This is a genomic window from Amycolatopsis sp. BJA-103 (assembly GCF_002849735.1).
Classification (GTDB): domain Bacteria; phylum Actinomycetota; class Actinomycetes; order Mycobacteriales; family Pseudonocardiaceae; genus Amycolatopsis.
Map to the genome: position 1 here is coordinate 5,617,120 of NZ_CP017780.1, position 14,353 is coordinate 5,631,472.

Consider the following 14,353-nt stretch of genomic DNA (forward strand, 5'->3'; position numbering starts at 1 on the left):
TGGCTCAAGGCACGAGAGGAACCCCATATGACGCAGCAGGTTCGCCGGGCACTCGGGAGGTTTCCCGTTCTGGCGGGCGTCATCCTGCTCGCGGGGGTCAACGGCGCGCTGGCCTCGTCGGCGGCGACCGATCCGACGGCACCACCCAAGACGCCGCTGCAGGGCGAGGCCGCCGCACAGCGGACCCTGGCCAACACCTGCGTCTTCCCGGATCCCGTCGGCGCGCGACCGGTCACAGTGGACACCAAGGCCACGTTGCCGAAGGTCGTCCAAACCGGAAAACCGGTTCAGGTCAAGGACTTCTCCCTGACCTTCACCATCGGCGAAGGAGCGCTCGGGGCCACCACCGAAGTCGCGGGTGGAGCGGCCGTCGAGCTCACGGCCGCGAACGGGGACAAGAAGACGCCGATACCGGTGTCCCTGACGATCCCGGCGACGAAGATCCCCGCCACCGGCGAACTGAAGCTGGTCGCGACGGGCAAGGTTCCCGAGATCCTGCTGAACGTGCCGTCCGAACTGCGGCTGAGCACGGGGGTACCGTCCCTGGCGCTCACCGCCGCCGAAACACCGCTCAAGCCGATCACCTGCACCCAGGCCCCGGACCAGGACACACTGCTCGGCAGTGTCGCGCTGCTCCCCCTCGGGAAGCCCAAGCCACAGTCCGGCAAGCCCGATGAGCAGAAGAAGCCCGGGGCCGACACGCGGGCCGCGGACGACGTCCATGCCAGCGGCCTGTTCCCCATCGCGTTGCAGCCGTTCGAACTGCAGGGCACGTCGTCGATCACCAAGCTCGGCGCGTTCGCGCGCCTGAAGCCCGCGATCATGATCAACGCGGTCTGGGAAGTCGACCTGGAGAACACCGAAGGGCCCGGAAAGGTCACCGGCTCGCTCATCATGCCGCCGAGCCGGATGACGTTCCTCGGCTACGGCTTCGTCCCGATCAGCGCGACCATGGAGTTGCTGCCCGAGGACCACGCCACCGGCAACCACATCATCGACGTCGACGGGGTGGCGATCCCGGAGCCGTCGGGGAGCTCGACGGTCCTCACTCCGCTCAAGGTCTACGGGAAGCTGAGCGAGGTCACCGTCAACGGGGTCGTCCTCGACGTCGGCGACAACTGTCTCACGGCCGAGCCGATCAAGATCAATCTTCGCGGTGAGAAGTACGGGATGTTCACCGGCGGTGTCGTGCGCACCGATCCGCAGTGGGAGGACCCCGCCTACAAGGACTTCACCTTGCCCGCGTTCTCCGGTTGCGGGGTGAAGGAAAACCTCGACTCGCTGCTGACCGGGATGGCGTCGGGGCCGGGCAACCAGGCGTGTGTCGGCATCAACCAGGTCGGCCTGCCCTGGGAGCTGGAACGCAAGTGCCCCAACGTGGATCCGCCGGTGGCGCGCCGCTGACGAGCGTCATGAAAGGGGCTTTCAGGACGAAAACGTCCTGAAAGCCCCTTTTATGACATCCGGGTGACCACGTCCCCGCTCAGCTCGGCGTCCACTGGGGACTGCGACGCGGCACCGGGAGCACCTCCGGGATCGCGTGGTCGGTAGCCGGATGGGAGGCCTGGCCGACCCCCGCCCGCAGCGCGAGTTCCATTTCGAACCGCGCCCCCGGGTCGCGCAGATGCGCGCCGAAGGTCGCCTGCAGCTGCCGCATGCGGTACCGGACGGTCTGCGGGTGGACCTGGAGGCGTTCGGCGATGTCGACGACGTTGCCCTGGCTGTCGAGCCAGGCGCGGAGGGTTTCGAGCAGCCGTTCCTGCTGTTTCCCGGTCATCTCGGCGAGCGGGGCGAACAGCCGGTCGCGCAGCTGGCAGGTCAGCGCGGCGTCGGCGTTCACGAGCAGGGTGGCGAGGTGTTCTTCGGCGCGGATCACGCGGCGGGCCTGGATGATCCCGCGTTCGGAGAGGTGCAGCGCGTCGCGGGCCCAGCGCAGGGAATCGGCCACGGAGTCCAGCGGACGGCACGGGCCGATCGACAGCCGGTAGTCCGGCAGCGCGGCCTGCAGGGTGGCCAGCCGGGCGCCGGAGATCTCGCCGGGGACCAGCAGGCGCGGCTCGGCGCAGTCGAGTTCGGCCAGGACGTCCGAATCCACCGCGTTGTGCCGCCGCGGTCTGACGGTGTCGTCGATCGGGAGCAGCACCACCGGCGTCGCGCGTTCGGGCACCGTCCAGCCGGTCAGCTGCGCGAGTTCCGCGATCGCCTTCGACGGCGCGGGCGGGGTTTCCAGCACCAGGTGCAGCAGTTTCCGGCGCCAGGTGTCCAAGGCGCCCGCGGTGCGCGCCTTCGCTTCGAGGTAGCCGTCCAGCGCGACGGACGCGAGTTCGTCCATGAACGCGAGCATGGCGTCGGCCAGTTGCGACATCACCGCGGACGAGAGCCCGCTGCGGCGGCCGACGCGCATGATGCGCCGCCAGGAGACGCGCGCGCCGACCCGGTAGGCCGACTGGAGGGTGTCGAGGCTGCGGCCTTCCCGCATCTCGTTCTGCCCGAGCCGGTGGTGGACCTCGTGCGACTGTTCTTTGGAGACGGTGGGATCGGCGATCTGGGCGACGAACAGCGTGATCGCGTACTCGACGCCCGCGCGGATCGACTTGCCGTAGGGCCCGTCGAGCGGGCGCGCGTACGCGGGGATGGTCGCCCGGATCTCGTCGACGATCTCGTTGGCGAGACTGCCCAGCTCCGGCCGCAAAATGTCGGCGAGCTTGCGCGGCAAGGCTGCGGGATGCGGCGCAGCGTGTTCGATTCCGCGCTCCAACGTCATCGCAGCTCCTTTGCTCCGCCCAGCGTCCGGCACCCCACAATCGTCGTGGGGTGACAACGAACACATCGCAAACTCGCTCGTGAATGTGTCACCTTCCGCAGAAGAAACCGATTTCTTGTCACCGTTGTGACAAAATCACGGGTCGCCCCTGAATTTTGATGACAAGTGCCCGGCAAACGCCTCGCGTGGTACGTACGAACGGCCGAAGGTGAAGTTGCCGTGACGGAGCGTCACCGCGCGGGAGTGAGCAATTCCCCGAGTGCTTCGAGCACGGGTTCGAGCACGCGCACCTCGGTGCCCACGCATTCGGTGATTCCCGCGCCGACGACCTCGAAGTCGCTCAGTCCGCGAAGCATCGCCACCAGACGCTCGATCGTCAAGCCACCCGGCTCCGGGTAGTTCAGGCCGTCGAACTCCCCCGGGTCGAGCACGTCGAGGTCGAGATGGACGTACACCTTGTCCGCGCCGGCCAGCCCGGCGGCGAGGTCGGCGGATTCGACGACGAGCCCGCGATCGACCACGGCCCGCTCGGCGTCGTCGAAGACCCGGGTTCCGGCGAGCACGACGCGGCCGGGTTCGACCGGCGGGTTCGCGGCGAAGTCCGGGTCGCCCTCGCCGAGCAGCGAGCGCAGCACCATGCCGTGGAACGCGCCCGACGGCGACGTCTCCGCGGTGTTGAGATCCGCGTGCGCGTCGAACCAGGCGACGCCGAGGCCGGGACCGAAGCGGTAGCGCGCGACCCCGATCGGGACGAGTTCGACACCGCAGTCACCGCCGATGGTGAGCACCGGCCCGCCCGGTGCCTCCAGCGCGGCGAGTTGCGCGGCGCGGTTCTCCCCGATGAGGACCTCGCGGTTGGCGACGCCGTCGACGACCGGCGAGGTCTCGCGCGTCTGCCGGATGTGGTGCACCGGCACGCCCAGCACGTGACCGGCCAGCTCGGCGAGCGCGACGCAGCCTTCGGGCAACTCCGGCGCACGCTTGGTCAGCGCGCCTTGAAACTGGGGTACGGCGTTGATCAGCACCGGACCACGTTAGTGGCTGAAGGGGCCTTTCACCGCATAAGACGCGACGAAGGGGCCCTTCACCGCGTCGCATGCGGTGAAGGGCCCCTTCAGCTCACGTCAGTCACTCCAGGACGAGCAGCAGGTCTCCGCCTTCGACCTGCTGGACGGCGTTGATCGCGCGCCGCGACACCTTGCCGCCGGCCGACGCGGTGATCGACGCCTCCATCTTCATCGCCTCGATGGTCGCGACCGTCGCACCGGCTTCGACCTCGTCGCCCTCGGACACCTGCAGCGTGACGACGCCCGCGAACGGCGCGGCGATCTGCTTCGGGTCGCCCTTGTCGGCCTTCTCCGTCGCCGGGATGTCCGACGCGATCGAGGTGTCGCGGACCTGGATCGGGCGCAGCTGGCCGTTGAGCGTCGACATCACCGTGCGCAGGCCGCGCTCGTCGGCCTCGCCGATGGCCTCCAGCTCGATCAGCAGCCGGACACCCTGCTCCAGGTCGACCGAGTACTCCTCGCCCGGGCGCAGCCCGTAGAAGAAGTCCTTGGACGGCAGGACCGAAGTGTCGCCGTACTGCTCGCGGTGCGCCTCGAAGTCCTTCGTGGGCCCGGGGAACAGCAGGCGGTTCAGCGTCTGGCGCCGGTTCTCGGCCAGCCCCTTGCGGTCCTCTTCGGACAGTTCCTGCACCGGCTTCGGCTTCGCACGGCCTTCGAGGGCCTTGGTGCGGAACGGCTCCGGCCAGCCGCCGGGCGGGTCGCCCAGCTCGCCGCGCAGGAAGCCGATCACCGAGTCGGGGATGTCGAACTTGTTCGGCTCCGCCTCGAAGTCCTCCGGCGAGACACCGGCGCCGACGAGGTGCAGCGCGAGGTCACCGACCACTTTGGACGAAGGCGTGACCTTCACCAGGTGCCCGAGGATCCGGTCCGCGGCCGCGTACATCGCCTCGATGTCCTCGAACCGCTCGCCGAGGCCGAGCGCGATCGCCTGCGTGCGCAGGTTCGACAGCTGCCCGCCGGGGATCTCGTGGTGGTACACGCGCCCGGTCGGCGAAGCGAGACCGGCCTCGAACGGCGCGTAGATCTTGCGCACGCTCTCCCAGTACGGCTCCAGATCGCCGATGGCCTGCAGGTCCAGCCCGGTCGGCCGGTCCGAGTGGTCGGTGGCGGCGACCAGCGCCGAAAGCGACGGCTGCGAGGTCGTGCCCGCCATGGACGCGACGGCACCGTCGACCGCGTCCGCGCCCGCCTGGATCGCGGCCAGGTACGTGGCCAGCTGCCCGCCCGCGGTGTCGTGCGTGTGGATGTGCACCGGGAGGTCGAACTCCTTGCGCAGCGCGGTCACCAGCCGCACCGCCGCCGGCGCCCGCAGCAGGCCCGCCATGTCCTTGATGGCCAGGACGTGCGCCCCCGCGCCGACGATCTGCTCCGCCAGCTTGAGGTAGTAGTCCAGTGTGTACAGCTTCTCGGCCGGGTTCGACAGATCCGAGGTGTAGCAGAGCGCCACCTCGGCGACCGCGGATCCGGTCTCGCGCACGGCTTCGATCGCCGGGCGCATCTGCTCGACGTCGTTGAGCGCGTCGAAGATCCGGAAGATGTCGATCCCGGTCGCCGTCGCCTCCTCGACGAAGGCGTTGGTCACCTCGGTGGGATACGGCGTGTAGCCGACGGTGTTGCGGCCGCGCAGCAACATCTGCAGGCAGATGTTCGGCACCGCCGCCCGCAGCTTCGCCAGCCGCTCCCAGGGATCCTCGGCGAGGAACCGCAACGCGACGTCGTAGGTCGCGCCGCCCCAGCACTCCAGCGAGAGCAGCTGCGGCGTGGTCCGCGCGACGACCGGCGCGACGGCGAGCAGGTCCTTCGTCCGCACGCGGGTGGCGAGCAGCGATTGGTGCGCGTCGCGGAAGGTGGTGTCGGTGACGCCGATGGTCGGGGACTCCCGCAGCCAGCGCGCGAAACCGTCCGGGCCGAGCTCGTCGAGCTTCTGCTTCGAGCCGGGCGCGGGTTCGAGGTCCTTGGCCAGCTTGGGCAGCTTGACCTGCGGTTCGAGGGTGCGCGGACGCTCGCCGTGCGGCTTGTTGACCGTCTTGTCGGCGAGGTAGGTCAGCAGCCTGGTCCCGCGGTCGGCCGAGTGGCGCGCGGTGAGCAGATGCGGGCGCTCCTCGATGAACGACGTCGTGACGCGGCCTTCGCGGAAGTCAGGATCGTCGAGGACGGCCTGCAGGAACGGGATGTTCGTGGCGACGCCGCGGATCCGGAACTCGGCGACGGCGCGCCGCGCGCGGCCGACGGCGGTCGTGAAGTCGCGGCCGCGGCAGGTGAGCTTCACCAGCAGCGAGTCGAAGTGCGCGCTGATCTCGGTGCCGGAGAACGCGGTCCCGCCGTCGAGGCGGATGCCGGAACCGCCGGGCGAGCGGTACGCGCTGATCATCCCGGTGTCCGGACGGAAGCCGTTGGCGGGATCCTCGGTGGTGATGCGGCACTGCAGGGCCGCGCCGCGCAGGTACACCTTGTCCTGTGAGAGCCCGAGGTCGTCGAGGGTTTCGCCGGAGGCGATGCGCAGCTGCGACTGGACGAGGTCGACGTCGGTGACCTCCTCGGTCACCGTGTGCTCGACCTGGATCCGCGGGTTCATCTCGATGAAGACGTGGTTGCCGTCCTTGTCGAGCAGGAACTCGACGGTACCGGCGTTGCGGTAGCCGATCTGGCGGGCGAACTTCACCGCGTCGGCGCAGATCCGGTCCCGCAGTTCGGACGGCAGGTTCGGCGCGGGGGCCAGCTCGATGACCTTCTGGTGCCGCCGCTGGACCGAACAGTCGCGCTCGTAGAGGTGGATCACGTTGCCCTCGCCGTCGGCGAGGATCTGGACCTCGATGTGGCGCGGCTCGACGACGGCCTTCTCGATGAACACCGTCGGGTCGCCGAAGGCCGACTCGGCCTCGCGCGCGGCGGCCTCGATGGACTCGCGCAGCTGTGCGGGTTCCAGGACGCGGCGCATCCCGCGCCCGCCACCGCCGGCGACGGCCTTCACGAAGACCGGGAAGCCGATCTCCTCGGCCGCGGCGATCAGCGCGTCGATGTCGGAGGACGGTTCGGAGGAGCCCAGCACCGGCACCCCGGCCTCGCGCGCGGCCTTGACCGCGCGGGCCTTGTTCCCGGTCAGCTCGAGGATGTCCGCGCTCGGCCCGACGAAGGTGATGCCTTCGTCCTCGCACGCGCGCGCGAGGTCCGGGTTCTCGGAGAGGAAGCCGTAGCCGGGGTAAACGGCGTCTGCGCCCGCCTTCTTGGCGGCCGCCACGATTTCCTCGACCGACAGATAGGCCCGCACCGGATGACCGGGTTCGCCGATCTCATAGGCCTCGTCGGCCTTCAGCCGGTGGAGCGAATTGCGGTCTTCGTGCGGGAACACAGCCACCGTGCCCGCGCCGAGCTCGAATCCGGCGCGGAACGCGCGGATGGCGATCTCACCCCGGTTGGCGACCAGTACCTTGCGGAACATGCCGGTCCTTCCCATCATCGGATCGGTAGGTGAGGCACGTTACCTGCCGTTCCCGCAGGGCGGGAGTTGTCGCCCAGGTGATGGACGTCATTCCTGCTTGAGTTGCGCCCCCGGACTCTGCAGCAACCGGTTCGCGGTGCCCGCGTGGACACCGGTCAGGACGTCCACCGAAGCGAGGTCCACGAGTGCCTTCGCGACGTCCGCCGCGGAGACGGCGGGATGCAGGGACCGGTACTGCGCGGCCACCCCGGCGACATGGGCGGCGGCCGACGATGTGCCGCTGAGCACCCGGCCGCCGCTTCCCCCGGCGTTGGGTCCCGGCACGTCGACGCCGGGAGCGAACAGGTCGACGACCTCGCCGTAGTTGGAGGTGGATCCGACCTGGTCACTGGCGTCGGTCGAGCCGACGGTGAGCGCCTCGGTCACCCTGCCGGGTGAGAACTGCCCCGCGTCGGTGGCCTCGCCGCCCGCCGGAAGGGCGACCGGGACGACCGCCGCGAGCGCGCGGACGGCGGTGTCGAGCTGGTCGTTGGGCGTGCCGCCGATGCCGAGGACGGCGACCGCGGGCTGTTTCGCGTTCTGCGTCACCCAGTCGATACCCGCGATGATCTTGTCGGTCGACCCGCCGCCCTGCGCGTCGATCACCCGGACCGGGACGATCTGCGCGGCCTTCGCGACGCCGAAGGTCCTCGACGCGGCGACCCCGGCCAGGTACGTCCCGTGACCGTTGGTGTCGGAGGTGTCCGTGCCGCCGTTGAGGAAGTCCTTACCGGGCTTCACCCGGCCGCCGAAATCCGGATGGGCGGCGTCGACCCCGCTGTCGATCACGTAGACCGTGACGTCCTTGGCGTCGGTCTCGTAGTGATAGAGCTGGTCGAGGCCCGTTCGCTGGTCGATCCGGTCCAGCCCCCAGTTCGGCGGGTTCTGCTGGACTTCCGTCGCGGAGGCGGGCTGCGCCACGAGCACCACGAGGGCGAGCGCGGCCATGACCCTTACCAGTCGAATGATCATTCCTCGGGCCTACGCCTGTCACCCGCGGGTGGCAACCTCAACCTCCGGTCGTCACCCGATCGGTTGGGGCTGGTCGGAGGTGGCCGCTGACCGTCGATTCCGGGAGGCAGACCAGCGCGTCGAAGGCGCTGACGACGTCGACGGCGTTGAACATGTGCGCGTGACGGATGCTCTGGGGTCCCTCGGTTCCGCGCCGGGCGCGAAGGTCCACCAGCCCGGGCCCCTCGGCTTCGACGCTGCCGTCCGCGGGCACGTCGAGTTCTTGGCGGTACACGGTGAAACCGAGCCGTGCGGCCGGATCCGGCTTGAGGCCGGTGGTCTCGCCCCCGACCGCGGTGAGCGCCAGCGCGAAGTAGTCGTCGCCGAACTCGGCGGCCAGATGTGTTCCGGCCGAGGGTGACGTGAGCCCGGGGAACGGTGCGAAAGGCACGCGCTGAAGGTGTCCGTTGTGGAGCATCACGACGATCTTCGTGTCGTCACCGTGCAGCCGCCGGATCAGGCGGACGGTCTCGGCCAGATACGCGTCCCGCGAACCGCTCTGCAGGGCGGGCGCGTCACCGGACATCATCGCGGCCACCTCGGCGAGGTAGGTGTCGAGGCGCAGCGCGCCTTCGGCATGGTGTTCCGCGACGGCTTGCGCCTCGGTGTTCCCGTACACCGGGCGCAACGAGGTGAGATGTGCTTTGAGCCTGGTGAGCGCCGCCGTGGCCTTGTCCCGCGCGGCGGCGTCGAAGGCGGCGTACTTGGCGGGCGATTCCGCGCTGCTGACCGACGCGTACCCCTTGGTCGCCTCGATCGCCACGTCGACAAGGCTCACGGCCACTTCGTCCACAGTGGACAGGTAGGCGCGGACCGCGTCGAGCGACGGTACGGGCGAGCCCGCGGAACTCGGCACGTCGAGGCCGAAGTAGCGAACGTCACCGCGCTCGCGGAGCCAGGTCAGCATTTCGTGCGCCTCGGGCGACTCGCCGAGCGAGAAGGTGAAGCCGTCGCGGCCGATGTCGGCGACGTCTCCGGGGGCGCCTTTCAGCCAGCCGTCGACGAGCTTCCCCTCGGCGAAGCCGGACTCGAAACCGACCACGCGGAAGCCGTGGTGCTCGACGAGGTGCTGGAGCAAACGCTTGCGCAAGTCCCCGAACTCGTGAAGATGGTGGTTGTTCTCGCCGATGGCGACGATCTTCGCGTCCCCGATGAGTTCGGCGATCTTCGCTGGGTCTGACATACTGACCAGACTAACGCAACAGGAGTAGCAATTGGCAACCTCCGGTACCCAGCGGCCGGGCGGCCGGACCGAGCGCACCCGCCAGGCCGTGCTGCACGCCACCCTCGACCTGCTGGCCGAACGCGGGTTCGGCGAGCTGACCGTGGACGCGGTCGCGGAACGGTCCGGAGTGCACAAGACGACGGTGTACCGGCGCTGGTCCTCATCGGACGGCCTCGTCGCGGCCGCGCTGCAGATGGGCGCCGAGGACGACTGGAAGGCGCCCGACACCGGGTCCCTCGAGGACGATCTGCACGCAGTGGCGGCGGAGGTCGTGCGGTACTTCACCGAACCGGCGCTGAAGGAGTTGCCGACGGCGTCGGTACTGGCGGCGTTCCAGTCGCCGCAGGCCGCCGAGGCGCTGCACGACTTCTATCGGGACCGGCATGTCCGGATGGCGCCGATCGCCGAGCGGGCCGTCGCGCGGGGCGAGGTTCCGCCCGGCACGGACGGCGACGAACTGGTGCGGGCGGTGTGCGGGCCGATGTTCTACCGGCTGTTCCTGTCTCGGGAAGGCGTCACGGTGGCGGACGCGCGGGTGACGGCGCGAGCGGTCGCCCTTGCCGCACGGGAAGGCGCCTTCGTCCCGAGCTCACATGGGTCGTAAGAACTTTTGGCCACTCGCCCGCCCGGCAGCGGTGGTCGCCTGAAGTACGTGAAGGCCCCCTTCACTGCGTCTAGCGCCAGGGTTCCGGCAAAGTCGGCTATCCGCTGGTCGCAGGGGGTGACGGAGTGGGCTCGTCAACCGTGACCAGACACGCTCCTCGAATGTCCACAGAGGACACTTCCGGCGCATCTTTGCCTGATTTGGGCGGCTTGCGAGGGGGTCGTGAGCGGTAAAGGTCGTTCTAACGCTTTGTGTTGTTTCAGGACCTCACGGACAGATGTGTTTCAGGACTTGTCGGACAGTCGCACCCGGCCAGGCGACAACCAGCCCACTGGAAGCCTTCGAAACCTGACACGTGCGGATAGCCGACTTTGCCGAGACCCGGGCGCCTAGCGCAATGAAGGGGGCCTTCACTCGCTCGCGAGCTTCGGATGTTGCGAACGTGGCTTTCACAACGCCACTCCCCGTCAAGCCCCACCGAGCTGCGGTGGTCGGGAGGTGCGTTCGATCGCGGCTTCGGCCTGTGAGGCCACGCGGCCGTGTCGCGAAAGCCACTTTCAGGACATCAGACGTCGCGAAAGTGGCTTTCGCGACACCCGGGACGGCTGGCGTGGCCCTCACCACGGCCAGGCAGGGCGTCAAAGCTCGTGAGTGGCAAGGACGTTTGTCACGGGCTGCGGACACTTTTACCCTCAACCGCCGGTGACCTCCGGGCCCACACTGGCGTCTTCGTGCCGAGAGAGGGAGCCCGTCATGATCGAAGAAGTCCGGAACCGGCCGCTGGAAATGCCGCGCCAGCTCAGGTTCGTCCGTGGCTTCCTCTGGTTGCAGGCGGTCCTCAACATCCTCGTCAGCACGCTCTTGACCTTCCTGTCGATCAACGAGCTCGACCACGGCAACGAAGAAGCGGGACTCTTGCTGGCGCTGGCGATCCTCGGCTTCGTGGTCTCCGCCGTGCTGATCGCGTGCGCGGTGCGGATCTCCCACGGTTCGGCGTGGGTGCGGCCGACGGTCATCGGCGTGGAAGGGCTGTCCGTGGTGTTGGGCGCGATCAGCCTGTTCAGCGGCGGGGCGATCACCCAGCTGATCGGGATGGGGATCGCCATCGGTGTCATCGTCGTCCTCAACAAGCCCGAGGAACGCGCCTGGTTCACCCGCTGACGAGGTCGATCCGGTAACGCACTTCGGAAAGCGGGACGTCCTCGCCGGGCATGGTGTCGGTTTTCGCCGCCCCGTCCGGCATCCATCCCGCGGCCGAGTAGAAACGCCGGGCGCGCACGTTCGTGTCGAGCACCCAGAGCGTCGCCTCATGGTGCCCGGAATCCCGCAACGCGGCGACGGCGGTGTCGAGCAGCAGCCGTCCCAGCCCCGTGCCCCAGCGCTCAGGTTCGAGGTAGATCGCGCGCAGTTCCCCGCGGACCCTGTCGACGGCGGTGAAGCCGAGGAGCGAGCCGTCCTCGACGAGCACCAGGATGTCGCCCCGGTTGGCGGGGTCTGCCAGGACGCGCTGCCATCGGGCGGCTCGGCCCTCGACCGAAAGATCGCGCAGGTAGAGCTCGGGCAACAGGCCCTGGTACGCCGACTGCCACGACCGGACGTTCACCTCGGCGATGGGCCAGGCGTCCTCGACGGTCGCGAGGCGGATCGTGGCCATCGTCAGGCCTTTCCCTGCTTCCTGAAAGCGGCGAAACCGGTGACGGCGGCGAGCGCCAGCACCGCTCCCAGCGCGATCCCCCAGCCGGCACCGGTCACGCGCGAACTGCTCGGAAGCGCGTAGGACAGCACGCACACCATGACGGTGCCGCCTCCGGCCACGCCGCCGAGGAAGGCGATCCCGAACCCGGCAGGCCGCAGAAGCGCGCCGAGCACCGTCGCGAGCAGGAGAACCACCGAGACCATGAGATAGATCGCACCCTCGTCCGCGCGACTCGACGAGTAGTCGATCAGCTCGCCCGCCTGGATCGCCAGGCCGGTCGTGGCGACGAGGGCGAGAACGACGGCCGCCACGGCGAACCGGTCGCGGGGTTTGCCCAGCCCGAGCCGGAAACTCCGGTCACGCCGCACCGCCACCAAAGCGCAGACGGCCGCGATGAGCAGGCATCCGTCGGCGAGCACGTAGACGGCCGAGCCGAACGGGATCGCCATGAGCAATGCCAGCCCGCACAGCGATCCTGGACCGACCATCCGGCGCGTCTTCGAGGCGAACATCGCGGCCGCCCCACCGAGCGCGAGCGCGATGAGCGGGATCACGGTCCAGCCACCGTCCTCGAAGAAATCTTCCACGTTGCTGCTGAGCGTGAAAGCGATGACCACCAGGTAGATCGCGGCCGTGATCGCGAACCCGCCCGCCACGCGGGTGAACGGGTCGACCTTGGTCCGCGGCGCCGCGGGTTCGGCCTGCCGCACGGGTTCGGGCACCGGTGGGAGCACGAGAACCGGGACGGGTTCCGGCGGCGGACTCGGCTCGGGCGCCGGAATCGGCTTCGGCTTCGGCTCCTCGACGATCTGGCCCTCGACCCGCACCACCGCCTCACCGGTCGGCCCGGTCACCGTGATCCGCCCCTCGAACGCCCCGAGTTCCACCAGGTCCAGCGAAATCTCGGCCCCGTCGGCGACTTCCGTGACCCGCAGCCAGGAATGCGACGCCGCGAAACGGCAGGCCCGCGCGATCGGCGGCCCGTCCAGCCGGATCCGCGCGGTCGGCCGCGATCCCCGGACGACCTCGCCGAAACGCACCCCGCCGGGCTCGGCCCGCACCCGTCCTTCCCGCCGCGCCAGTTCGGCCGCCTCGGCGATGTGCTGGATGTCGTTCTGCGCCATCGTGGTGAGGACTTCGTGGGCCCCGATGGCGACGGGAAGGTTCTCACTCGTCAGGCGCCGTTGGAGTTCCGTGACCGCTCCGAGGCGGGTGAACATGTTCGAATCCTCGCTCGCCGCGCGCAGATCGGCCGGGACCGGCGACGGTTTGATCCGGCGGCGCCTGCTCCTGGCCAGGTACAGCTCGCCCTGCATCTCGATGTCGCGGCTGGGCGTCTGGTTCGGGTTCCGCTCGCGGACGCTGTCGAACAGGTAGTCGTAAAGCTCGCTGAGCGCGATCCAGCCGTCTTCGTCGCGGTCCGCGTCCCCCGTCCGGAGACCGTCGACCAGAGCCGAGGTGAACACCGACGGCCGGGCGTGCTCGTCGGCGAGATGATCGCCCTCGAAGGCGTACTCGATGGAGTTCGACGCGGTGATCACCGCCCGCCCGCGGCCGCCGAAACCACCGCCGGGGAACGCGTCGAGCACGTTGACCTCACCGGAGGAGCGCACCGCGACCCCCTGGCTGAAAGCGCCGCCGTAGCAGCAATCCAGCAGCAGGACGATGCTCCGCGACCGGCTCATCCGCATACAGCGCTGGACGAAATCGGCGGGGACCGCACTCGACGCCAGCCGTTCCGGCCGGGTGTTGCGGGCGGCGAAGAACAGCTCGCCCGACTCACTTTTCAGGCCGTGGCAAGAGAAATGCACCAGCAGGACGTCGTCGGCCGCACTGTCGGCGAACAGGTCCTCGACCCGGCTCGCGATCACGTGCGCGGTCTCGTCGCGGACCACCTGGACGTCGAACTCGCTGATGTTGCGGTCGGCCAGGACTTCGGCGAGCGCCTCGGCGTCGGCCGCCGGGGAACGCAGTGAGCTCAACCCTGGGTTGTCGTACTCCCCGTTGGCGATGATCAGGGCACGCCGCTCGCCGGTCATGGCGTCGAATGCCTGCTCACGAAAAGGTCGACGAGCTTGTCCTGATCGGTGAGGCTCGCTTCGGACAACTCCAGCACGTCGCCGTCGATCTCCAGCCGCACCGTGCGCTTCACCCGCCCACCGCGCGAAAGCCATTCCCGCACGGCCACGACGACCGAGCGCAGGCCTTCGGCGGACTTTCCCAGGGTGACCAGCAGCCCGCCTGCCGTCGCGACATCGAATCCGCGGGAGCCGGGCGGAGCCGGGCCGGCGGGCAACGCCTTGACGTCGGCGACCCCGCGGTCGAGCAGTTCGCCCCGCAGGTACCCGGCAAGCCTTTCGACACGCTCCGCGTCGGCCCCGTCCTCACCGAGTTGGATCCGCACCGCTGACGTCATCCCCGGCCTCCCTCGCCCGCACAGAACGAGGCTGTGCGGAACAAGCACACCCTTCGGCCCGCCCGGCGGCAAGGTCCGATCGGGCAGAGATG

11 protein-coding genes are annotated in these 14,353 nt (G+C 69.3%); 3 read left to right on the forward strand and 8 right to left on the reverse strand.

All coding sequences use genetic code 11. The annotated features are described in order from the left end of the window. Nucleotides 1-27 precede the first annotated feature (27 nt). On the forward strand, nucleotides 28-1,404 hold the full coding sequence (locus BKN51_RS24440) for a DUF6801 domain-containing protein (protein ID WP_101609814.1): 1,377 nt from the start codon (nucleotides 28-30) through the stop codon (nucleotides 1,402-1,404). 79 nt (nucleotides 1,405-1,483) lie between these two features. On the opposite strand, the gene BKN51_RS24445 is transcribed toward BKN51_RS24440, so the two are convergent. From BKN51_RS24445 to BKN51_RS24465, 5 genes are all read right to left on the reverse strand, one after another. After that, nucleotides 1,484-2,764, reverse strand: coding sequence for a PucR family transcriptional regulator (locus BKN51_RS24445; protein WP_101609815.1), 1,281 nt, complete (start codon nucleotides 2,762-2,764; stop codon nucleotides 1,484-1,486). A gap of 230 nt (nucleotides 2,765-2,994) precedes the next feature. After that, nucleotides 2,995-3,789 carry an arginase family protein gene (locus tag BKN51_RS24450; protein WP_101609816.1) on the reverse strand — a complete coding sequence of 265 codons (795 nt, stop codon included), beginning with the start codon at nucleotides 3,787-3,789 and terminating at the stop codon, nucleotides 2,995-2,997. 103 nt (nucleotides 3,790-3,892) lie between these two features. Then, nucleotides 3,893-7,270 carry a pyruvate carboxylase gene (locus BKN51_RS24455; RefSeq protein ID WP_101613431.1) on the reverse strand — a complete coding sequence of 1,126 codons (3,378 nt, stop codon included), beginning with the start codon at nucleotides 7,268-7,270 and terminating at the stop codon, nucleotides 3,893-3,895. Nucleotides 7,271-7,357: 87 nt separating this feature from the next. Beyond that, nucleotides 7,358-8,257 (reverse strand): S8 family peptidase, encoded by a 900-nt coding sequence (locus BKN51_RS24460; protein ID WP_101609817.1) that lies wholly within the window; start codon nucleotides 8,255-8,257, stop codon nucleotides 7,358-7,360. A 61-nt stretch (nucleotides 8,258-8,318) separates the two neighbouring features. Then, the gene (locus tag BKN51_RS24465; RefSeq protein ID WP_101609818.1) at nucleotides 8,319-9,503 is read right to left on the reverse strand and encodes an erythromycin esterase family protein; all 1,185 of its coding nucleotides are present in this window, start codon (nucleotides 9,501-9,503) and stop codon (nucleotides 8,319-8,321) included. Nucleotides 9,504-9,534: 31 nt separating this feature from the next. Here BKN51_RS24465 and BKN51_RS24470 point away from each other — a divergent pair, with 31 nt between their 5' ends. Then, a complete protein-coding gene (locus tag BKN51_RS24470; RefSeq protein ID WP_101609819.1) occupies nucleotides 9,535-10,149 on the forward strand; it encodes a TetR/AcrR family transcriptional regulator in 615 nt (204 codons plus the stop codon). Between the two features lie 753 nt (nucleotides 10,150-10,902). Beyond that, nucleotides 10,903-11,310, forward strand: coding sequence for a hypothetical protein (locus BKN51_RS24475; RefSeq protein ID WP_101609820.1), 408 nt, complete (start codon nucleotides 10,903-10,905; stop codon nucleotides 11,308-11,310). Here the strand turns inward: BKN51_RS24475 and BKN51_RS24480 are convergent. Genes BKN51_RS24480 through BKN51_RS24490 form a run of 3 tightly spaced genes read right to left on the reverse strand, consistent with a single transcriptional unit; the run spans nucleotide 11,300 to nucleotide 14,261 of the window. Further along, nucleotides 11,300-11,803, reverse strand: a complete 504-nt coding sequence (locus tag BKN51_RS24480; protein WP_101609821.1) for a GNAT family N-acetyltransferase — start codon at nucleotides 11,801-11,803, stop codon at nucleotides 11,300-11,302. The genes BKN51_RS24475 and BKN51_RS24480 overlap by 11 nt on opposite strands. 2 nt (nucleotides 11,804-11,805) lie before the next feature. Next, entirely contained in the window at nucleotides 11,806-13,884 is a 2,079-nt protein-coding gene (locus BKN51_RS24485; protein ID WP_101609822.1) for a caspase family protein, read from the reverse strand. Further along, on the reverse strand, nucleotides 13,881-14,261 hold the full coding sequence (locus tag BKN51_RS24490) for a hypothetical protein (protein ID WP_101609823.1): 381 nt from the start codon (nucleotides 14,259-14,261) through the stop codon (nucleotides 13,881-13,883). The genes BKN51_RS24485 and BKN51_RS24490 overlap by 4 nt, the downstream gene beginning before the upstream one ends. Nucleotides 14,262-14,353: the final 92 nt, after the last annotated feature.